We start from the raw sequence: 21,977 nt of genomic DNA on the forward strand, positions 1-21,977 counted from the left end.
TTATATTATCGGCTGAGAATGTCTGGCGGAAGTCTTGCACCAGTTATTTTGCTCATTAATTCCACCATCCGGGGAGGTATAACCTAAGCAGCCCAAAATAGAATCAAACAGTTCAACATGGCGGTGTGTTTTGCCTACCCGCTGCTCTGCTTGCAGTTGCTCAAAAGCAGCAAGGTGCTCAGGTTGTGACAAAAATTTGTCTGAAGCCCAAACCATCAATGGCACGCGGAATTGCTCCGGCGGGGCCATTTCTCGTGGAGTGCCGTGGAAGTGGGAGTTATCGTCAATGGACTCACCATGGTCAGCGGCATAGAACACCAATGCTTTCTTATCGCGCATTTGGTCAATCACATTGGCGATAAACGAATCGGTGTACAACACACTGTTATCAAAGGCATTTATCAGTTGTTGTTTGCTACAAAAGTCATCCACGCCCATACATTCTGGCTGATAGCGGGCATAGCTACGAGGGTATCGTTGGGAGTAAAGATAGTGTGAGCCTTTGGTATGCAGAATCACCAAATGCTTACCTTCGGGATAGCGCCCAAGTGACTCTTTCAACTCATCAACCAGCAGCATGTCATCTACCGGCTTATCATCATTACGTTTCTCTGAGGCAATCAATTCTCGGAACGAATAGTTATCAGTGTTCGCATTATTGTAGAACCACATCTCACTCTGCATGGCGAACAGCTCAGAAGTGAAACCCAATGATTTCATGACGGCGAACACATTTTGCTCTTTCAGAGTGCGCTGCGGATTATCTTCCGCGCCACCTTCGCGCACAAACATACAGCGCAGCGAGAGTTTGGTGGAGGTATCGCAGGATGTGCCACGGAAAGCGACCAGATTCTTCTCTTTACTTAAACGAGGAGTGGTATCACGTGCATAACCTAGCAGCCCCATATGATCCCAGCGGGTCGTCTCACCAATGATAAACACGACATAGGTTTCATCAATACCGGCGGGTGCGACATAAGTATGATGCTCAGCCGGGTTATACAGCGTAACCGCATCATACTTTTCGTTATATTGCGTATACGCATATAAACCCAATGCAGCCAACCAGTTAGAGGGCAAATAGGAGTGAGCAACCACCCCTCCATAGCTCGGTAAATCCACCGTTCTCAGTTGTTCATTGGTCGTCTGCACATTATCCAGATAACGAAGCGGTAGCCAGACCAACGCCACCGCCGCCATCATCAATAAACCAGGCCTAATGCGCTGACCGGGGGTCTTAAATTGCTCAAGCAGGGTGAGTCGTAGGGAGTTTTTCCAGATAAGTAGCAGCGGCAATGCACTGACCAGTACCATCCAGACCACAAAATGCAGCCCGATGACCTCTTTCGAAAGGTCGGTATCCGTGGTTAATACAGAAATCACAATGCCATAGCCAATCACCACATTGAAAAAAGTCATGTAGTAGCTGGCAGCAACAGAAATTAGCACCAATAAGCTCGCGACCACACGATAAAACCATCGGCCACCGAGTGATATCACCCGCATAACAAAAAAGGTAAAGAGGATGATCGCCATCACTTCGATAATAGCGGTCAATACTTTTATGCCTTGGATACCTTGGCTAAAGGAGTCAAAACGACGATAAAAGACAGAGATATTCAGGAAAATTCCAATATAAACAGCCAACAACAAAGAAATACTTTGCTGCGATAAAGATTTCACTCTGTCCATAAAACGCCAGGTCTCCAAAGATACTATTTGCGGCTTGAATCAATCAGACAGTGAACCTCGTTTCAGGTTCAGTATGATATCGATAAGCAGGCTATTGAATCTTAATGTGAGAATTATCTTAGCGGCTATTAGTGGACCAGTCCGCGAGCTAACGCAAACTCTATATAGACCATATTGGCTGATGTGCTCAAAAACAGCACAAAAGAGACTTAAGGGGAAAAGTAGAACGACACACAGCCCACAAGAGAGTTCCCATGGGCTTCTGAGGGGGCTTATTTGATATTTAACGTGACATCAATATTGCCACGAGTTGCATTGGAGTATGGGCAGACAACATGCGCCTTTTTCACTAAATCTTCGGCAACAGTGCGCTCAATCCCCGGCAAGCTGATATCCAGTTGAACTTCAATGCCAAAGCCGGTCGGAATGGCACCAATACCGACAGTACCCTCAATGCTGGCATCGTCAGGGATTTTGACCTTCTCTTTTGATGCAACGAATTTCAGTGCGCCAAGGAAGCAGGCCGAGTAACCCGCAGCAAACAGTTGCTCTGGATTAGTCACCGCACCACCCGCGCCGCCCATCTCTTTAGGCACACCTAATTTCACATCCAATACGCCATCAGAGGATGTTGCCCGGCCATCACGACCACCGGTGGCTTTAGCTTTAGCGCGGTACACGACTTTTTCGATAGACATAGTGCTTTCCTTTCAGGGTCAATAAATATGAAGACTAAGTACAACTTGAAAGTATGGCACTCATTATGAAAAAGCCCCCAATTTTGGAGGCTTCAAAGGCGATCTTACTGAGCGGGCGTCTCTATCTTGTCGTCTATCCGCTGCAACATATACGGATAGAACGGGTTGGACGAAATGCGCATCAATGAATCCAATCCGACCACCAGCACCGCACGCTCACCCCGCGCGGCAAAGGTCCCCAAACTGATACCGTATTGGTCACGCGGATCAGGGTAGCGACCATACAGTGAATCACTCATTGGGAATGGTAATGCAACGTGAGACAACGAGAAGATATCCGGCGGATAGATCAAACCAGTTGGCACTGAAGTCTCGTTGGTTTCACCTGCCAGTGTGGTTATCGCCAATGTCTCATTACTTTGTGGCGAAACATTGGTAATCACGGTTGCACTGTAATTACGTGGCGGCGGCGGCAATAAACGAGCCAGCGCGGTATAAGAAGATGTTCTCAGTAACGGGCCGAAGCTGGCTGCGCGGTTCAAATCAAACAGCACCACTTCGCTGCCATTTTTCGGCAGGTGATTGTAGAGTGCGGTTACAACAGCTCGGGTACTAACCGTTGAGTCCATTAATGACTGGAAAGTCAGAATTGGCGGCAACTCTTCCATCTTATTGTTTCTGGCATCACGCGCAATTTGCTGCTGCAAGACAGAAGTGAGCAAATAGGACTGACGCGCGGCATTGACCGGGAATGAGTTGTATTTGAAAGGATTAAACTCAGGCACTATCCCCAACCAAGCCGCTTTAGCAAAGGCGGGGAAGATAGCCGGCCAACCAGCAACACCGGCAAAACGCGCAAAGCTAGTCACACCAATCATTGGCGAGATCAATATCACCCGCGCAGGTTTCGCTAGTTTGGGGTCATCCATTGAGTCCAGTGTGTACTTCATTGCCAGCGCACCGCCATTGGAGAAGCCAACGACATGCAGGGGTAAATCTGGCCCACTAAGCGCTTTGGCCTCACGGACTGCCAGACGTGTTGCGGCTAACCAATCCTGCCATTCAACATCGGTCAGGGCTGCGGGTACAGATCCATGGGCTGGCAAACGGATACCAATGGCGACATAGCCCCGCTGACGATAATTTTCAGCAATATGGCGCAAGCTGTAAGGGGTATCGGTCAACCCATGCAGCAATACCACAGCACCTTTCGGCTGCCCATCAGGTTGCAGAATATAAGAACGATTCCAGTCGTTTTTAAAATGTGGCGGGTAGATCGAACTACCAGAATAATAGCGGTTTAGTGGAACCTGAGTTCTTGGTTCCAATTTTTCGGTAACGTTTATCCGAACTTCATCGAAAATGTTATTTTCAGTTTTTATGTAATCCGCCCAACTGGCTTTATCAATCTCAGCCGCGCGCATTTCATGGGGAACGAAAGTGTGCCAAAGCTCGAGCTTTGGGCCACGTTGTGTATCGTAAATACGTATTGCCAGTATGGTAACGGACATTACCACCAAGATAAGTATAATCCGTTTAATCCACCGCTTAATGGCTATGCCAAGCATGGGCCGTTACTCCGTAGGTCTATAATTTTTCACAATTGAGGTCAGTTTATCACCATCTGGCCACGCCGCTACTTTAAACGCAAAATATTCTCTTGGTATAGAGTGCGATATAAATAAATCAGCATGCCATTATTGCTGTCAAATGAATCTCAACAAATAGATTAATTATCCGATATCTCTTGATATCTCATGGTGGCATTAAATATGCCCGCGGAATTAAAAATATCTGTTTTAATCTTGCATCGGTGCAGTATCGAGCTAATCATGCTGCCACATAAAGTAATGACCTGGATGCTATTAGCGTTTTTGATATTAATCCCAGCACGGGAGTTAATTTGTGCAAGGTTAGCAGTTCACTCTTAACAACTTAAATTTGGCCGCTAGATTATCTACCAGCGGCCAATTATTATCCTAATTCCATTATGCTTCGGGGCTTTCTACCTGTGCCTGAAGGATATGCGATGGAGACTTACGCAACCAAATCCACCATGCAAGGGTCATCAAGATAATCCACGCCAAACCAACATACATGGCAATGCGGGTATCAGGGAAATACCCCAGAACCGCAATAATAAATGCCATAAAGATAATGGTCAGAATCGGTGCTAACGGCCAAAACGGCACAGGGAAGGCCAACCTGGCGACATTTTCTTTGCTCATTGAACGGCGCATCGCCACTTGCGATATCAGAATCATCAACCACACCCAAACCGTGGCGAAGGTCGCGATCGAGGCGATAATCAAAAACACATTTTTCGGAATCAGATAGTTCAGTACCACACCACATAACAGCGCAATTGCCATCACCAAAATAGTCATCCAAGGCACACCATTTCGTGTCAGGCGGCTAAAGCACTTAGGCGCCAGCCCTTCTTGTGCCATGCCATACATCATGCGGCCAGCCCCGTAAATATCACTGTTAATCGCCGAAATAGCGGCAGTGATCACCACCAGATTGAGAATATTGGCGGCAGAACTGATACCTAAACTGCTGAAAATCTCAACAAATGGACTGCCATTCTGCCCAATACTATTCCACGGATAGATCGCCATCAGGACAAATAGTGTCAAAACATAGAACAGCAGAATACGCACTGGCACGGTATTAATGGCGCGGGGTAATACTTTTTCTGGGTTCTTCGCCTCACTGGCCGTCACCCCAATAATTTCAATACCACCAAAAGCAAACATCACTACCGCAAATGAGGCAATCACCCCCGTGATACCATTTGGCATAAACCCTTGGTGAGACCATAAGTTACTGACGCCAGTACTCTCATGACCCGCGCCAAAACCAAACATCATAATGCCCAAACCTGCGGCAATCATGGCAATAATCGCCGTCACTTTTAGCAGAGATAACCAGAACTCCATCTCACCAAAGACTTTGACTGAACAGAGATTTAGCGCACCAATAAAGAAAATAATACTTAGCACCCAAACCCACTGCGGGGCATCAGGGAACCACAGCCCCATATAGATGCCGAACGCGGTGACATCAGCCAGCGCCACGATAATCATCTCAAAGGTATAGGTCCAACCGGTCAGAAAACCCGCCAATGGCCCAAGATAACGGCTGGCATAGTGCCCAAATGAACCGGCAACAGGATCATGCACCGCCATCTCACCCAGTGCGCGCATCACCATAAACACGGCAGCACCACCAATCAGGTAAGCGAGTAAAACGGCTGGCCCCGCCAGACGAATTGCCTCGGCAGAACCATAAAATAAGCCGGTACCAATGGCGGAACCTAACGCCATAAACCGAATATGTCGCGCACTGAGACCGCGTTTCAGCGTGGATGAATCATTCTTCATGGTACATTCTCGCAAAATTTGTGCCCTTTCAGGCAAGGGGTCAGAGAGGGTGATCCCGTTAACCGGGATCACCTATAGGCAAAATGATGACTGCTTTTTGTTTATTAGAGGCTGGGTAGAAGATGCGGTGGCATCAGTTCATTCATATGACGCTGTGCAATGAGCTGACTGGCAGCTTCAATATCGGGGGCAAAGAAACGATCTTTTTCGTAGTAGGCCACATGCTGACGCAATAGCTGACGTGCCGGCTCCAGCGCATCTGACGTTTTCAAGCCTTTACGCAAATCCAGTCCCTGACACGAGGCCAGCCACTCCACGGCCAAAATACCGCGTACGTTTTCGGCCATTTCCCACAAACGCTTACCTGCGCGGGGAGCCATAGAAACATGATCCTCCTGATTCGCCGAGGTAGGAATACTGTCGACGCTGGAAGGGAATGCCAGCCCTTTATTCTCACTGGTGAGAGCCGCAGCAGTGACCTGCGCAATCATAAAACCAGAGTTTACGCCGCCGTTCTCCACCAAAAATGGCGGTAACTGCGACATATGTTTATCCATAAGTAGCGAAATACGGCGCTCTGATAATGAACCCATTTCTGCCAGTGCCAATGCCAAATTATCTGCCGCCATCGCCACCGGTTCAGCATGGAAGTTACCACCAGATAACACATCGCCTTGCTCAGCAAAGACCAGTGGGTTATCCGATACCGCATTAGATTCAATAGCTAACACTTCAGCAGCCTGACGCATTTGAGTTAAACAAGCCCCCATCACCTGCGGCTGGCAACGCAGAGAGTACGGATCTTGTACTTTGTCACAATTACGGTGGGACTCTGATACTTCGCTACGGTCACCTAACAGATGGCGGTAAGTACTGGCAGCATCAATCTGCCCACGTTGGCCTCGTGCCGCATGGATACGGGCATCAAATGGGTTTCGGGAGCCTAATGCTGCTTCAACCGTCAAGCTGCCGAAGACAGAAGCCGCAGCATAGAGGTCTTCCGCCTCAAATAGGCCGCGCAGTGCATAAGCGGTAGAAACCTGAGTACCATTAAGCAGCGCCAGCCCCTCTTTTGCTGCTAGCGTGAGTGGCTGCAGACCCGCTTTGACCAGCGCGGTACGCGCATCCAGCCACTCCCCTTGATAACGAGCCTTACCTTCACCGAGTAACAGCAAGCTCATATGGGCCAACGGCGCCAGATCGCCAGAAGCACCTACAGAGCCTTTTAGCGGAATATGAGGGTAAACTTCGGCATTAACCAACGTTATCAGCGCCTGAATAATCTCCAGTCGAATGCCCGAAAAACCACGAGCCAAGCTGTTGATTTTCAACACCATAATCAGGCGCACAATAGCATCATCATTGGGTTCGCCAACACCCGCAGCGTGGGAAAGAACAATCGAGCGCTGTAGATTTTCCAGATCTTCCGTGGCAATACGAGTAGATGCCAATAGACCGAATCCAGTATTGATACCATAAGCGGTGCGCTTCTCTGCCAATATGGCTTGCACACAATCCACACTTTGTTGAATGGGTGCGTAAGCACTATCATCCAGCATGATATGTACCGGATGCTGGTAAATATACCGCAAATCAGCCAACGTCATCTGCCCTGGGCGCAGGGTCATTGTTTCCATTGTTGCTTTAATATTTGTTTTCATGAAGGTTTCCCCTGAGTCGCGGCAACCATTGGCAGATTCAACCCCTGCTCTTGTGCACATTGAATGGCGATATCATAGCCCGCATCGGCATGACGCATCACACCAGTAGCAGGATCATTATGCAGTACCCTAGCGATACGTTCGGCGGCTTCGTCGCTACCATCACAAACCACCACCATGCCAGAGTGCTGGGAGAAGCCCATCCCCACACCACCACCATGATGCAGCGACACCCAAGTGGCACCACTCGCAGTATTCAGCAATGCATTGAGCAGCGGCCAGTCAGAGACCGCATCAGAACCGTCTTGCATAGCTTCGGTTTCACGATTAGGACTGGAGACCGATCCGGAGTCGAGATGGTCGCGACCAATGACAATCGGAGCCGACAGTTCACCACTGCGTACCATTTCGTTAAAAGCTAAACCTAATTTAGCGCGCTGGCCTAGGCCGACCCAGCAAATACGCGCCGGCAGCCCCTGGAAGCTGATACGCTCGCGGGCCATATCCAACCAATGATGCAAATGTTCATCATCAGGGATGAGTTCTTTAACCTTCGCATCTGTTTTATAAATATCGTCGGCGTTACCAGAGAGCGCGACCCAGCGGAACGGACCAATACCACGGCAGAATAACGGCCGAATATAAGCGGGGACAAAACCAGGGAAATCAAAGGCGTGAGTCACACCCATATCCTGCGCCATCTGGCGAATATTATTACCGTAATCAAATGTTGGGATGCCCATATTGTGGAAGGCCAGCATCGCTTCAACATGTTCAGCCATCGAAGCCTTAGCGGCATTAACCACCAGCACTGGCTCACTTTGGGCGCGTTGACGATACTCTTCCCAGCTCCAGCCTCTCGGCAGATAACCATTCAACGGGTCATGGGCACTGGTTTGATCGGTTACCATATCCGGGCGAACACCACGGCGTACCAGTTCAGGTAAAATCTCAGCCGCATTACCGCACAAGGCGATAGAGACCGCTTCACCCGCAGCGGTATATTTTTTGATTCGCGCTAACGCATCATCCAGATCTGTAGCTTGCTCATCCACGTAACGGGTTTTCAGACGAAAATCGATACGGCTCTGCTGACACTCAATATTCAGGGAGCAGGCACCGGCTAAGGTTGCCGCCAGCGGTTGTGCGCCGCCCATGCCACCTAGCCCCGCGGTTAATACCCAGCGCCCTTTCAAGCTACCGCCAAAATGCTGCCGCCCCGCCTCGACGAAGGTTTCATAGGTGCCCTGTACAATGCCTTGACTACCGATATAGATCCAACTGCCCGCCGTCATTTGGCCATACATAGCCAACCCTTTGGCGTCCAGTTCATTAAAATGTTCCCAATTAGCCCAGTGAGGAACCAAATTTGAGTTGGCAATCAATACCCTAGGTGCATTACTGTGAGTTTTGAAGACGCCGACAGGTTTACCAGACTGAATCAGTAAGGTCTCATCATCATTTAGCTGCGTCAGGCTTGCTACAATTTGGTCGTAGCACTCCCAGTTACGAGCTGCGCGGCCAATACCACCGTAAACCACTAACTCTTTTGGATTCTCAGCTACTTCAGGATCAAGGTTGTTCATTAACATACGCAATGGGGCTTCGGTCAGCCAACTTTTGGCGGTAAGTTTTGTACCACGTGCGGCTCGAATCTCATTATCACGGAATCTGTTTTGGGCAGTCACGGCAATTTCCTTCAACCAGTTTTTCAGGTATCAACGACATTACTTCTATTGAGCATTTATTAACATATACTCGTATAGACAAGTACAATCAAGTTCAGGAAAAACTGCAATATTCCGCCAGCGGCACAAAAAATAATTACGTTAATAATCTTCAAAATTAATTAGTTACAGCCATCTCAATTCTGAACCAAGGTAGAGTAAAAGAATTTTCGACGTGTTTTTCTCTATAAAATCAGCATAAAATTGGTCTATTTTTGCGCACGGAGTCACATATAGTTCACACAAATTTTACATTACAACACGCTATATGCGCGATACCTCGCAGCTGATTTGAGTGCCCGATATCACTTGATCCATTATCTGACTCCTCATTTGGAATCAAAAAATGGATCTATTTTTGCAAATCAGTCAGAGATAAAAATCCGATCAACGATAAACACGACAAATCATGCCAAAATAATAAATAAAGGTGGGTACATATAGAGCAGGGATCATTTATAGATCTATAGATGGCAGGAGATATCCATACACCTAAAGCGGGTCGTCGGACGCGGAGATGGGTAAAGGTTTTCTCTAATAGTCGTTCCCAGAATGATAAAAGCCCCAACTGTGTTAGTCAGGGCTTTTAAGGTACTACAAATTTAAAATTAAACATTAATCAACTTAATAACGTGATACTTATCTTCGTACTGTTTATAACGATGTACATGTTTCTACAGGAATATTTTCGCTTATTACTAACTTCCCTCCAATATATTAACTGAATGGTAACAATTCCCGTTTATTCATTTTAGCTATGCTCATGATAAAACAAGCTAAATTAGTACATCCCCTCGCGATATATACTCTTTGTTACGTGGCTTTACTTTCGTCGCGATATCCTCGATCTCATACTTGTGTACACAAATCGCGAACATTACTATTAACAACAAAGCCTTAACTCATCGCGTTATCGTCCACAAAATGCGATTGTAAAGATCTACTGCGTAGCCTTAAAGCTTCATCACAACGATTAATTATAAAAAACCATTGTGAATCTCACATACAAAAATATTTCGTGACCTTTATCGCATTATTTAAACTTTACTACATGGACACCGGCTAAATAAAAAATTTACTACTAATTGCACCGGTGTTGAATTCCAATGTACTTGTTCTAGATGAGATGTCAATACTGTTTTTAAGAACATGGTTTTATTATCAGTACTACTTAAAAACCATCGCTTTTTATTAGCTTAAATTATGTTCTAAGTCATTATCTTAGCATCATAGCCTTCAGTAGCGCTGCCTAGAGTCGCGTCCACGTTAAGTTTTTCTATTCTGCGGTGGGGGGCTGAATAAACAGCACTACTATGGCCTGTTTTTCCGTGTTAGTGTATTTTGAATAAATAGAGGCTGTTGCTAATATTTTTCAATAATTTACCCTCCAGTAATCAATCTGGCCTGTAATAGACGAAAATAATACCAACGTAAAGATAATGCGATTGCCCTGAGCTACCACTTCCTTTAAAAGGAAATATGCTGATTACATCCCATTTTCATGCTTTAGTGATACTAACCGACTAAAACGTCACTTCTCTCGACATGCTCACTTAAACAAACTTTCACCTGCTATATTTTATTAATTTTAGGAATTAACTTAAATGAGCATAACAGCATAAAAAATATAGTGTTTTTTTATTTTTTTCATGCTTAACTTTCGCTCTATCTCAAAATCTGAGAGTAGAAAGAAAATTTAATATGATTATCGCTACTATCTAATATCAGCTATGAAGAAATTACACATATACTTTATCAGTTGAATGGTCACGATAGCGTCGTGCTATAGAGGTCAAGATAACCACAATGATAGAGCAAGCTAGGGATAGGACTGTTTTAACCACTGGCTAAGGTAACTAAAAGACACATAGATACTTATTGGGGGATCGCGCATGTTCGAAGACCAAGACACATCGATCCTCAATACCTATTTTGGTACTCATAGCCCTTTTTGGCGACTTGCTTTTGACAGCCAAGCTTTAGAGTTAGCTGCGATTAAAGGGACGACCAATATTGCGATTCCCCTTAATTCAGTTCAAACAATGAAAATCCGCAGCTTAACCGGAATTACTGCCAGCTTAGATGTAGAAATTGAGATTTATGGTCATCCACTCCATTTACACCTTGTCGGCCGAAAAATTAATAGCAAAGAGTGGGGAGGAACAGCCTCCGCCTATGCTGATACTGAATCTGTCGCTCGCGATTTAGTCATGGGACTCTCCTTTGCAGAGCAGGTCGTTTCCGAAGCGAATTCAGTTATCGTTATTCTCGATAAAGATGGCTACGTCCAACGTTTTAATCACCTCAGCGAAGAATATACCGGCAAAAAAGAGCAAGATGTTATTGGCAAAAATGTTTATGACTTATTTATGACAGCCAAAGAGGGGGCGTCATCGCGGAAAAATATTGAAGGCTTCTTCCAACGCGGCGCGTCTTATGAAGTTGAACGTTGGGTTAATACAGTAAAAGGGAAACGCCTCTTTTTATTCCGCAATAAATTTGTTCACAGCGGCAGTGGAAAAAATGAACGTTATCTCATCTGCTCTGGTACTGATATTACCAAAGAGCGGCGCGCCCAAGAGCGCCTCAGGATTTTAGCTAATACCGACATGATTACTGGCTTACCTAATCGCCATGCGATTCATGAACGGATTAATAGCGCGATCCAAACTCGCGGTGATACCTCGGTGGGTATTATTTACCTCGATCTCGATAACTTTAAAAAAGTGAATGACCATTACGGGCACATGTTTGGTGACCGGTTACTCAAAGATGTTTCGCTGGCTATTTTGAGTTGTTTAGAGGAAAACGAAATGCTGGCCCGGTTGGGCGGCGATGAGTTTATTGTGCTGGTCGAGAATTCCTGCCTGAATGAACTGGAGGCAACCACACAGCGTATTCTCAACCGCATGAAATTACCTTTTAGAGTGGGATTGATCGAGGTATATACCGGCTGCTCTATTGGCATTGCATTATGCCCTGAGCATGGCGATACATTGGAAAATATTATCCGCAGTGCGGACACGGCCATGTATACCGCGAAAGAACATGGCAAACGAACCTATTCAATCTTTTCGCAAGAGATGAATAAAAAAGTATCTGAATATGTTTGGCTAGATACTAATTTGCGCAAAGGTTTAGAACAGCATCAGCTGCAAGTGTTTTACCAACCAAAAATATCCACGCAAACCGGTAAAGTACATAGTGTCGAAGCATTAGTCCGATGGCTATCGCCTGAACGCGGCTTAATCGCGCCTCTAGAGTTTATCTCATATGCAGAAGAGTCTGGACTAATAGGGCCACTAGGTAAATGGGTTCTGCAAACGTCAATGCAGCAAGCAGTTGATTGGAAGAGTCGAGGAATTAATCTGCGGGTGGCAGTAAATGTCTCTGCCCGGCAATTAATTGACGAGGCGATCGTAACCAGTTTTATTGAATCTCTTGAAGCCAGCGATCTGGAGTCTAGCTTAGTTGATGTGGAACTCACCGAAAGTTGCTTAATAGATGACGAAGATGCCGCTATTAACATCATGAAGCAGTTGCGCCACTTAGGGGCTCAAGTTCATTTGGATGATTTCGGTACAGGCTACTCTTCCCTTTCTCAATTAGCACGTATCCCAATTGATGCCATTAAGCTGGACCAAAGCTTTGTGCGCGGCATTGATAATAATCCTATTTCACAATCTCTGGTTCGGGCCATTATCGTTGTTGCCGAAGCCCTTAAAATGCGGGTTATTGCCGAAGGGGTAGAGACGACAGGAGAAGAGGAGTTTTTGGACTCTATTGGCATTGATGAAAAACAGGGATTTCTTTACGCTAAACCAATGCCCGCAGATGAACTGGAGCATTGGCTGGTAACACAGCACCCTCACCTTTTACTGGATTAGGTGCCAAAAACTATATTGCTTTTGGCATTGTCGAAGTATGGCGATCTTGTAGCATAACCAAACGTTCAATATAGGCGATATCTTTTGGCTCAATAGAGAATGCAGAATCAACCCAATCCTCAGTAATATCCATTAGTTCAGAACGTGTTAATTGCAAAACACGCTGCCGGACCCTAATCATGGCTCTTATACCATTTAGCTTAGGTCTTATCGTATCTATAAAAGTGCGAGTCGCAAGATACGCATCGCCCGGTTGAAATAATTTATCCACTAACCCACGACTCTCATACCATTCAGCAGCATGGGGTTCGCCGGTCCAAATCAGCTGTTCAGCCACTCGCATTCCCGCTTTTCTCGCGACAAGCGAATAACCTCCCATGCCAGGGAATAGGTTAAAAGCAATTTCCGGAAAACCCATTCTGGCGGTTGTTTGTGCTAGAACAAAATGATGGGCCAGTGCGGCTTCAAATCCCCCCCCTAATGCACTGCCTTCAATCATTGCAATAGATATTGCGCCAGTATCAAACCCGCGAGAAGCTCCATGAACACAATCTACACAAGCGCGCGCATAGGCCATTAATGCTTCACGTTTACGACTGCGAATCATTTGTGCAAAAAAGCTTAAATCACCTCCCACATTAAACATATTGGGTACAACTGAGCCGGTCACCCAAAAATCAAAAGGTAATTTTGACTCTTTAGCGGCCTGTGCCAACGTCATAATATTTTCAATTAACTCTAAGTTAAAACAGGGACGCGGATGAGCACGCAACAACATCCACATGATATTGCGCTCCTCTTCATAATAGGCCGATATTTGAGATAAATGGCCGGCTTCGCTAAAAGGGCGGCAGCTAGGCAGATTAATCATATTCATATTCCATCCAATGAGTTAGTTGAACACCAAGAGTACTTTTGAGCCTGAGCCTCCTTGAGGAAGCGCTAAACATGTCGCAATCGCGACAATTTAAGCTGGCAGATAAATAGTGAGCCACTCAATGAATAAATGATGGAAAAGCAGTAAAATTTTCAGCTCTCGAAATTTTTGGGATACAGCTATGCGATGCGTAGAATATATATTTTCAGGAGGGTTGAATTTCAGATGAAAAAAATCTGTTATTGCAGATAAAATGCTAGCTGAATTTTATCCCTAACGGACTTATTATGTTGCAAATTCTGCATTTTCTTCTGGCGTTGATGACTATTGCAATACTGGCATTACTGGCTAGCCGTGACCGGAAAAGCATTAGACTGCGTTATATTTTTCAATTACTGATTATAGAGATCGCCCTCGCTTATTTCTTTTTACACTCAGAAAGTGGCTTGGGCGCGATCACGTATTTTGCTGGATTATTCGAAGTGTTGATGAAATTTGCCGCAGTCGGCACCAGCTTTGTTTTTGGCAACATGAATGAACAAGGGTTAGCCTTTATATTCTTGAATGTTCTTTGCCCAATCATTTTCGTTTCCGCATTGATTGGAATTTTGCAGCATTTTCGCATATTACCACTCATCATTCGGGTGGTCGGTACATTGCTGTCCAAAGTTAATGGGATGGGTAAACTAGAATCTTTTAATGCCGTGAGCACATTGATTCTAGGGCAGTCAGAGAATTTTATTGCCTACAAAGGAATTATTGCTGATATATCGCCGCGCAGAATGTACACCATGGCGGCGACAGCGATGTCGACAGTATCCATGTCAATTGTAAGTGCTTATATGACCATGCTCGAACCGAAATTTGTGGTGACGGCACTAATATTGAATATGTTTAGTACATTTATTGTTCTTTCTATTATTAACCCTTACCAAGCCATTGAAGAACCCGAATTAAAGCTCAACAAGCTTCATGAAGACCAAAGTTTTTTTGAAATGTTGGGAGAATATATCCTGGCTGGATTTAAAATCGCGATGATTATAGCTGCAATGTTAATCGGGTTTATTGCCATCATTTCTGCTATTAATGCTTTATTCAGTAGCTTATTCCAGATTAGCTTCCAAGGCGTGCTGGGATATCTATTTTATCCACTGGCGTTTCTGATTGGTATCCCTGCTCAAGATGCCTTGCAAGCTGGGAGTATTATGGCGACCAAACTGGTTGCTAATGAATTTGTTGCCATGATTGAGTTGAAAAAGGTTGCAGCTGAAATGTCTCCACGTGGCTTAGGTATTCTTTCTGTGTTTTTGGTCTCTTTTGCCAATTTTGCCTCTATTGGAATAGTGGCAGGTGCCATTAAGGGGCTTAATGAAAAACAGGGTAATGTGGTTTCACGCTTTGGGTTAAAGCTGGTATATGGTTCAACATTAGTCAGCTTACTTTCCGCTGCCGTTGCGGGGCTTATCCTGTAGCCGGATATAATAAATGGTGCTCTTGGTCTTTTACCTCCCATAAATTAGAGATAAAAGGCCAAGCATTCGCACGAGAGCTTCACTACCAGAGTTTCACTGTTAGAAATTTATCACTAAAAATCGACGCACACATTGGTATCAACACGCATCACAGACTCTTGCGCAAACTGCTGTTTATAGCGGGAGCGCAGAGCTTCAATGTCAGCATCTTTATCATTTTTATGGATAAGCACCAACGCCCTGCTACTCTCTTTGGCTACACGACCATCATTTCCTAACCACTGCCCTTTGGCATCAATGATGGTCAGGCCCTCTTTAAAGCGGCTAGTCACATCATTATCCACAAAAGAGTGCCATTCAGCTGTAGAAATAGCGGGGCCATGAGGGCGATTTAACCCGAAATAGAGTGTCGTTTGTGCCATCGGTTCACCTTTAATACAAGCCGGAGATGATACTTTCGCTGTTGCTGTGTCGCTGTGGACAGGGCGATCAACACAACCACTCAGTAATATGCCGGCAGCAATCATGCCGGTAAACAATACAGCCCGATAGTGGAACCGATTAATACACTTATCCATGAACAAATCTCACTGAAATAAAAGATAAAAACTAGCATCGGATAAGAAACTCTGCAATCAGGCCTGGTAATCATAAAATAGGCTCGCTAGCTCCCACGCAGAATCCATACCGCCATCGTTTACCATAGAAATATTCATGGTAAATAATTATATACATAGTATTTTATCTATATTTATTATGCAGATAATTAAAAAAACGATTAGATTAAATAATCATAAATGCATGACTTAGAAAATCTCAGTCGCAACAACCAAACTGTGTGATTACTCTGCAACCTTTGCAGCCCTTAAGAAATTTGACTCATTATGCTACTTAGCGTTCTTTATATTATTGGTATTACCGCCGAAGCCATGACAGGGGCGCTGGCTGCTGGCCGCCGTCAAATGGATATGTTTGGCGTCATTATCATTGCCTCTGCCACGGCAATCGGCGGTGGTTCGGTCAGAGATATGCTATTGGGTCATTATCCACTCGGTTGGGTTAAGCACCCTGAGTACATTGTGATTGTCGCTGTTGCTGCCATTGTGACAACTTGGATGGCGCCTTTAATGAAACACTTGCGCCACTTATTTCTCGTGCTTGATGCCATTGGGCTGATTGTTTTTTCCATTATTGGTGCACAAATTGCCCTTGATATGGGCCACAGCACAATTATTGCAGCTATTGCTGCGGTGATTACCGGTGTCTTTGGCGGTGTCCTACGCGACATGTTTTGTAACTGCATTCCATTGGTGTTTCAAAAAGAGATCTATGCCGGTATCTCCTTTGCTGCTGCTTGGATCTACATTGCCCTGCAATACACACCGCTGTCCCATAACTGGGTGATTATCATTACCCTTATCACTGGGCTAAGCGCCCGATTGTTGGCATTAAGATTCCACCTTGGTCTGCCCGTCTTCAAGTATGAGCATTCAGAGCACTAAGTCAGTGCCGCAAAAGCTTTACTGTTCGGGCCGGAACCCCACAATAGATTGTTTCGATAAGAAATCAGCCATCGTTTGCACCTCTGGGTGGTGTAAGAAATCATTAATCTGTTTCGCTCGTACCGGCCCAACACCCGTCATTAAGCGCCACTCAGCAATACTTTTTCGCTGTAAAGAGTGCCAGTGGCCATTACTGAATGTCACCAGTGGGAATCCCAATGCCTGTAACCACTGAGAAAATGGCTTCTGAGTTGTGCGTTGAAATTGTTGATAGATACTCTCTGCCCGATCACGACTTATCCCAGGAATATCAGCAATTTGATCTGGCGTTAGTGATAACCACCCGACCAGATCTTTGACAAGTCCATGGTGGATAAGCTCTCGCCAAAGCCCACCACTAATGTTGTGCATATTCAGCCCCTTCGGGCCACTGAGCCAGATCAAACGAGATAAGAATTGTGGCTCACACTCGTACGGCAAGTTACGAAAACAACTTAATTGATGAAATTTATCTCCATCTGGAGGGGTGAATTTATGGCGCTGGTTGACCCGCCAAACAACATTATTCAACCTTGGAATACTCTGTCCAGCCAGAGTAATGGTGACTTGATCTCCTGTGGTGATATCCCATTGTCGCCAACGCGCAATAGAACCAATATTCACTCGCCGAATCCATTTATCATCAATTTTTACCGGCGAAACCTGCAAAACCACAGTGATTTTACCAGTGCGACCAATCGTAAATTGTATATCTTTTATTTCTGCCATTTGCTGCTGTGGTGGGTATTTCCACGCCACAGACCACGGCCCCGGAACGGCCTGCCAATAGCGCCCGGCTGGCTCCTCTTCCTGACGGATAACAACACCATCAGTCACGAAAGGCAGAGGGGTTTGATGCCAGCGCTCCCGCCACCGGGCAACATCCTTGGCTGAAGTGACAGGCTTGCTGTATTGCGCGGTCAAAGGAAAGCCCATGTCCTGTAATCGCATGTTTTTTTCCACCATGCTTTTCGGCCCATCGGGCCATGCCCAAATAAAAATACCGAGTTGAGCCAGCAAAGGGGACGATGATTTTCTCATCAGCGCACCCGCGACTGAAGAGCGGGCATTAACACCGCCAAACTGGGCTTGTTTATGCCCTTCCATCTGTAGAAACAACTCCCCTTGCAGCGTTAGTAAAGGAGGGGCACCGGCAATATAGTGAGGAATGGCGGCAATAAAAGGAGCTTTATCGCTCCAGTTTTGACCCTTCCATCCATCTCCTCGGCTGAGCAGTTGCATCAGCTTTCCGTTCTGGTAAACCAGTGTCACTGCAACGCCATCAACTTTGGGTTGTACCCAGAGTTTTTCCCGCCGCAACATCCAGTTAGCTACTTCAGTTTCACTTTTCAGTTTTTTTAATCCGGTATGAGCAACAGGATGAGAAAACTTCCCGTGACCTGGTACTCCTTTATTTTCCGTGCTGTCAGGCTGACCACCACAGACCTGCCATCCCTGTAATTTAATCTGCAATTGATCGTAAATATCATCCTCAAGCAGGCTAACCCCCTGTTGATGATATGCCGCATCCCATTTATCCAACTGCTTTTTAAGGGAATTGACCTCAAGAGACACTCTTTCTGCTGACCACTCTGGGCAACCAGATACCGCACTGGTGTTCCAGCTCATAAAGCCAACCATCAGCAAGCTTAGTATTTGTATATTAGACATATTTACAGGCCCCTTTCCTTGGAGGTAAGCAGTAAACCCTGAAATGTCTTATCCGTCGAAGGCCAAAATTGTTAAATGCGCGGGCTGCCGAACAATACTTTTATATTTACTGTAACGAGTCGAAATTACGCTATCCTCCCCGCAAAATCAGAAAATCGGGCTGTTTATAGACAAAACATTCGGGTGAAATGCGTTGTAACGCTGCATGACGCGTAGCAGCCGTGTATACTGTGCGGAGATTCACACTTCTGCTTTCTATATATCAACCTAATCAACTGAAACGTCATCATGGTCCAAGGCACGCTATATATTGTTTCCGCGCCCAGTGGCGCAGGGAAATCAAGCCTGATTCAGGCTTTGTTAAAAACACAACCGTTGTACGACACGCAGGTTTCTATTTCTCATACCACGCGTGCTAAACGTCCGGGTGAGAATCACGGTGAGCATTACTTTTTTGTCGCTGAAGAAGAGTTTTGCCAGATGATTGATGACGACGCTTTTCTTGAGCATGCTAAGGTTTTTGAAAACTACTACGGCACCTCACGTTTGGCGATTGAGCAGGTTCTCGCAACCGGGGTTGATGTGTTTTTAGATATCGACTGGCAAGGTGCGCAACAAATTCGCGCAAAAATGCCAACCGCGCGCAGTATTTTTATTTTGCCTCCCTCTAAAGAAGAGCTGGATCGCCGCTTACGTGGCCGTGGGCAAGATAGCGAAGAGGTTATTGCAAAGCGTATGGCGCAAGCTGTCGCCGAGATGACCCATTACGCAGAGTATGATTATTTAATCGTAAATGATGATTTCAATCTGGCATTATCTGACCTGAAAACCATTATTCGCGCAGAACGACTGCGTTTAGGCCGCCAGAAACAGCGGCATGACGCTTTAATCAGCAAATTATTGGCAGACTGAACAGAGTTTCAGTATCATGCCCAGTCATTTCGTCACCTGTGGAGTAGCAGAATTATGGCACGCGTAACTGTTCAAGACGCTGTAGAGAAAATTGGTAACCGTTTTGACCTGGTGTTGGTCGCTGCTCGTCGGGCACGTCAAATCCAGTCCGGCGGCAAAGACGCACTGGTTCCAGAAGAGAACGATAAAGTTACTGTGATTGCGCTGCGCGAAATCGAAGAAGGTCTGATTACTAATCAGATTCTTGATGTTCGTGAACGCCAAGAGCAGCAAGAGCAGGAAGCCGCAGAGATCCAAGCGGTTACCGCGATTGCTGAAGGTCGTCGTTAATTAGACTGCGAGTCTGCCTTGTACCTGTTTGAAAGCCTGAATCTGCTGATTCAACGTTACCTGCCAGAGGAGCAGATTAAGCGCCTCAAACAGGCATATCTTGTTGCACGTGATGCTCACGAGGGTCAGACACGCTCCAGCGGTGAGCCTTATATCACTCACCCGGTTGCTGTGGCCTGTATTCTCGCGGAGATGCGGCTTGATTACGAAACCTTAATGGCGGCGTTATTACATGACGTCATTGAAGACACCCCTGCCACATATCAAGATATGGAGCAGTTGTTTGGGAAAAGCGTAGCCGAGCTGGTCGAGGGTGTTTCTAAACTCGATAAACTGAATTTTCGTGATAAGAAAGAAGCCCAGGCGGAAAACTTCCGCAAAATGATCATGGCGATGGTGCAGGATATCCGCGTCATTTTGATCAAACTGGCTGACCGCACACATAACATGCGAACGCTGGGTTCATTACGGCCAGATAAACGTCGCCGTATTGCCCGCGAAACCCTTGAAATATACAGCCCACTGGCCCATCGGCTGGGTATTCACCATTTAAAAACCGAGCTGGAAGAGCTGGGTTTTGAAGCGCTCTACCCGAATCGCTATCGCGTCATCAAAGAAGTGGTGAAAGCCGCGCGCGGTAACCGCAAAGAGATGATTCAGAAAATCCTGGCGGAGATAGAAGGGCGTCTGACTGATGCGGGAATTCCTTGCCGGGTCAGTGGTCGTGAAAAGCACCTCTATTCTATCTATTGCAAGATGAACCTGAAAGAGCAGCGCTTTCACTCCATCATGGATATCTATGCGTTCCGGGTTATCGTCAAAGAAGTCGATACTTGCTACCGCGTGCTGGGTCAGGCCCACAGCCTGTACAAACCGCGCCCTGGTCGAGTAAAAGACTATATTGCCATCCCTAAAGCCAACGGCTATCAATCACTGCATACCTCATTAATCGGCCCTCATGGAGTGCCGGTTGAGGTGCAAATCCGTACTGAAGATATGGATCAGATGGCCGAAATGGGGGTTGCTGCACACTGGGCTTATAAAGAGCAGGGTGAATCCGGTACTACCGCACAAATCCGCGCTCAGCGCTGGATGCAGAGCTTGCTGGAGTTACAGCAAAGTGCGGGTAGCTCATTTGAATTTATTGAAAGCGTGAAGTCTGATCTCTTCCCTGATGAGATTTATGTTTTCACCCCGGAAGGCCGCATTGTTGAGCTGCCTGCCGGTGCGACACCTGTCGACTTCGCCTATGCCGTGCATACCGATATCGGTCATGCCTGCGTCGGTGCCCGTGTTGACCGCCAGCCCTACCCGCTCTCTCAACCCCTAAGCAGTGGTCAAACGGTTGAGATCATTACCGCGCCGGGCGCACGGCCAAATGCCGCCTGGCTGAATTTTGTTGTCAGTTCAAAAGCGCGCGCCAAAATTCGTCAGTTACTGAAAAACCTGAAGCGCGATGAGTCGGTGAGCCTTGGCCGTCGATTACTGAATCATGCATTAGGCAATGGCCGTAAACTGGCTGATATTTCTGAAGAAAATATCAAACGTGAACTAGAGCGCATGAAGCTGGCGACGCTAGATGATTTGCTGGCTGAAATTGGTCTTGGCAATGCGATGAGTGTGGTGGTGGCTAAAAACCTGTTGGGTGACCCATCCACACTGGCGACCTCCGGCACCCGCAATCTGGCCATCAAAGGCGCAGATGGCGTATTGATCACTTTCGCTAAGTGCTGTCGCCCGATTCCAGGTGACCCCATTATTGCCCATATCAGTCCAGGTAAGGGGTTGGTCATCCATCACGAGTCTTGTCGTAACATCCGTGGCTACCAAAAAGAGCCTGAGAAGTTTATGGCGGTCGAGTGGGATCAAGAGACTGAGCAAGAGTTTATCGCTGAAATTAAAGTCGATATGTTCAACCAACAAGGTGCGCTGGCAAATCTCACGGCGGCAATTAATGCAGCCGAATCAAATATTCAGAGTCTGAATACCGAAGAGAAAGATGGTCGGGTATACAGCGCCTTTATTCGCCTAACTACCCGTGACCGGGTCCATCTGGCTAACATTATGCGTAAAATTCGTATCATGCCGGATGTGGTTAAAGTCAGCCGAAACCGTAATTAACG

At 46.2% G+C, this 21,977-nt stretch carries 15 protein-coding genes; 6 read left to right on the forward strand and 9 right to left on the reverse strand.

What is annotated here, in order from left to right:
* The 6 genes from eptB to hutU form a co-directional block, all read right to left on the reverse strand.
* On the reverse strand, positions 1-1,692 hold the full coding sequence (gene eptB / locus FFE93_RS20895) for a kdo(2)-lipid A phosphoethanolamine 7''-transferase (RefSeq protein WP_138775934.1): 1,692 nt from the start codon (positions 1,690-1,692) through the stop codon (positions 1-3).
* A 272-nt stretch (positions 1,693-1,964) separates the two neighbouring features.
* The gene (locus FFE93_RS20900) at positions 1,965-2,390 is read right to left on the reverse strand and encodes an organic hydroperoxide resistance protein (RefSeq protein WP_005273713.1); all 426 of its coding nucleotides are present in this window, start codon (positions 2,388-2,390) and stop codon (positions 1,965-1,967) included.
* Positions 2,391-2,494: 104 nt separating this feature from the next.
* Positions 2,495-3,958 (reverse strand): alpha/beta hydrolase, encoded by a 1,464-nt coding sequence (locus tag FFE93_RS20905; RefSeq protein WP_032897653.1) that lies wholly within the window; start codon positions 3,956-3,958, stop codon positions 2,495-2,497.
* 420 nt (positions 3,959-4,378) lie between these two features.
* Positions 4,379-5,776 (reverse strand): amino acid permease, encoded by a 1,398-nt coding sequence (locus FFE93_RS20910; protein WP_005273721.1) that lies wholly within the window; start codon positions 5,774-5,776, stop codon positions 4,379-4,381.
* Between the two features lie 104 nt (positions 5,777-5,880).
* Complete coding sequence (hutH, locus tag FFE93_RS20915; protein WP_005273724.1) at positions 5,881-7,413, reverse strand: histidine ammonia-lyase; 1,533 nt, start codon at positions 7,411-7,413, stop codon at positions 5,881-5,883.
* Positions 7,414-7,433: 20 nt separating this feature from the next.
* The gene (gene hutU, locus FFE93_RS20920; RefSeq protein ID WP_032897656.1) at positions 7,434-9,125 is read right to left on the reverse strand and encodes a urocanate hydratase; all 1,692 of its coding nucleotides are present in this window, start codon (positions 9,123-9,125) and stop codon (positions 7,434-7,436) included.
* A gap of 1,931 nt (positions 9,126-11,056) precedes the next feature.
* On the opposite strand from hutU, the gene pdeR reads away from it, so the two are divergent.
* Complete coding sequence (gene pdeR, locus FFE93_RS20925; RefSeq protein WP_005273729.1) at positions 11,057-13,051, forward strand: cyclic di-GMP phosphodiesterase; 1,995 nt, start codon at positions 11,057-11,059, stop codon at positions 13,049-13,051.
* A 10-nt stretch (positions 13,052-13,061) separates the two neighbouring features.
* Here pdeR and FFE93_RS20930 read toward each other — a convergent pair whose 3' ends face one another.
* Positions 13,062-13,928: a crotonase/enoyl-CoA hydratase family protein gene (locus tag FFE93_RS20930; protein WP_005273733.1), complete on the reverse strand. Its 867-nt coding sequence runs from the start codon at positions 13,926-13,928 to the stop codon at positions 13,062-13,064.
* 287 nt (positions 13,929-14,215) lie between these two features.
* Between FFE93_RS20930 and FFE93_RS20935 the strand changes: the two genes are divergently transcribed.
* Positions 14,216-15,400: a NupC/NupG family nucleoside CNT transporter gene (locus FFE93_RS20935; protein ID WP_057649126.1), complete on the forward strand. Its 1,185-nt coding sequence runs from the start codon at positions 14,216-14,218 to the stop codon at positions 15,398-15,400.
* A 113-nt stretch (positions 15,401-15,513) separates the two neighbouring features.
* Here FFE93_RS20935 and FFE93_RS20940 read toward each other — a convergent pair whose 3' ends face one another.
* The gene (locus FFE93_RS20940) at positions 15,514-15,978 is read right to left on the reverse strand and encodes a DUF3574 domain-containing protein (protein ID WP_138775936.1); all 465 of its coding nucleotides are present in this window, start codon (positions 15,976-15,978) and stop codon (positions 15,514-15,516) included.
* 306 nt (positions 15,979-16,284) lie between these two features.
* On the opposite strand from FFE93_RS20940, the gene FFE93_RS20945 reads away from it, so the two are divergent.
* Positions 16,285-16,902 (forward strand): trimeric intracellular cation channel family protein, encoded by a 618-nt coding sequence (locus FFE93_RS20945; RefSeq protein ID WP_005273742.1) that lies wholly within the window; start codon positions 16,285-16,287, stop codon positions 16,900-16,902.
* A gap of 18 nt (positions 16,903-16,920) precedes the next feature.
* On the opposite strand, the gene ligB is transcribed toward FFE93_RS20945, so the two are convergent.
* Entirely contained in the window at positions 16,921-18,612 is a 1,692-nt protein-coding gene (gene ligB / locus FFE93_RS20950; RefSeq protein ID WP_054872973.1) for an NAD-dependent DNA ligase LigB, read from the reverse strand.
* 288 nt (positions 18,613-18,900) lie between these two features.
* Between ligB and gmk the strand changes: the two genes are divergently transcribed.
* From gmk to spoT, 3 genes are read left to right on the forward strand one after another with little or no spacing between them, the layout of a single operon-like run.
* Positions 18,901-19,524, forward strand: coding sequence for a guanylate kinase (gmk, locus tag FFE93_RS20960; RefSeq protein ID WP_005273748.1), 624 nt, complete (start codon positions 18,901-18,903; stop codon positions 19,522-19,524).
* A gap of 54 nt (positions 19,525-19,578) precedes the next feature.
* Positions 19,579-19,854: a DNA-directed RNA polymerase subunit omega gene (rpoZ, locus tag FFE93_RS20965; protein WP_004392061.1), complete on the forward strand. Its 276-nt coding sequence runs from the start codon at positions 19,579-19,581 to the stop codon at positions 19,852-19,854.
* A gap of 18 nt (positions 19,855-19,872) precedes the next feature.
* On the forward strand, positions 19,873-21,975 hold the full coding sequence (spoT, locus tag FFE93_RS20970; RefSeq protein ID WP_005273753.1) for a bifunctional GTP diphosphokinase/guanosine-3',5'-bis pyrophosphate 3'-pyrophosphohydrolase: 2,103 nt from the start codon (positions 19,873-19,875) through the stop codon (positions 21,973-21,975).
* Positions 21,976-21,977: the final 2 nt, after the last annotated feature.

Origin of the sequence: Yersinia sp. KBS0713 (genome assembly GCF_005937895.2) — a bacterium.
Classification (GTDB): Bacteria; Pseudomonadota; Gammaproteobacteria; order Enterobacterales; family Enterobacteriaceae; genus Yersinia; species Yersinia bercovieri.

Coding starts and splice junctions, on each gene's coding strand:
- FFE93_RS20910 (WP_005273721.1), bottom strand. CDS start 5,776: ATGAAGAATGATTCATCCACGCTGAAACGCGGTCTCAGTGCGCGACAT.
- pdeR (WP_005273729.1), top strand. CDS start 11,057: ATGTTCGAAGACCAAGACACATCGATCCTCAATACCTATTTTGGTACT.
- FFE93_RS20940 (WP_138775936.1), bottom strand. CDS start 15,978: ATGGATAAGTGTATTAATCGGTTCCACTATCGGGCTGTATTGTTTACC.
- eptB (WP_138775934.1), bottom strand. CDS start 1,692: ATGGACAGAGTGAAATCTTTATCGCAGCAAAGTATTTCTTTGTTGTTG.
- FFE93_RS20945 (WP_005273742.1), top strand. CDS start 16,285: ATGCTACTTAGCGTTCTTTATATTATTGGTATTACCGCCGAAGCCATG.
- gmk (WP_005273748.1), top strand. CDS start 18,901: ATGGTCCAAGGCACGCTATATATTGTTTCCGCGCCCAGTGGCGCAGGG.
- FFE93_RS20930 (WP_005273733.1), bottom strand. CDS start 13,928: ATGAATATGATTAATCTGCCTAGCTGCCGCCCTTTTAGCGAAGCCGGC.
- ligB (WP_054872973.1), bottom strand. CDS start 18,612: ATGTCTAATATACAAATACTAAGCTTGCTGATGGTTGGCTTTATGAGC.
- hutH (WP_005273724.1), bottom strand. CDS start 7,413: ATGGAAACAATGACCCTGCGCCCAGGGCAGATGACGTTGGCTGATTTG.
- FFE93_RS20935 (WP_057649126.1), top strand. CDS start 14,216: ATGTTGCAAATTCTGCATTTTCTTCTGGCGTTGATGACTATTGCAATA.
- rpoZ (WP_004392061.1), top strand. CDS start 19,579: ATGGCACGCGTAACTGTTCAAGACGCTGTAGAGAAAATTGGTAACCGT.
- FFE93_RS20905 (WP_032897653.1), bottom strand. CDS start 3,958: ATGCTTGGCATAGCCATTAAGCGGTGGATTAAACGGATTATACTTATC.
- FFE93_RS20900 (WP_005273713.1), bottom strand. CDS start 2,390: ATGTCTATCGAAAAAGTCGTGTACCGCGCTAAAGCTAAAGCCACCGGT.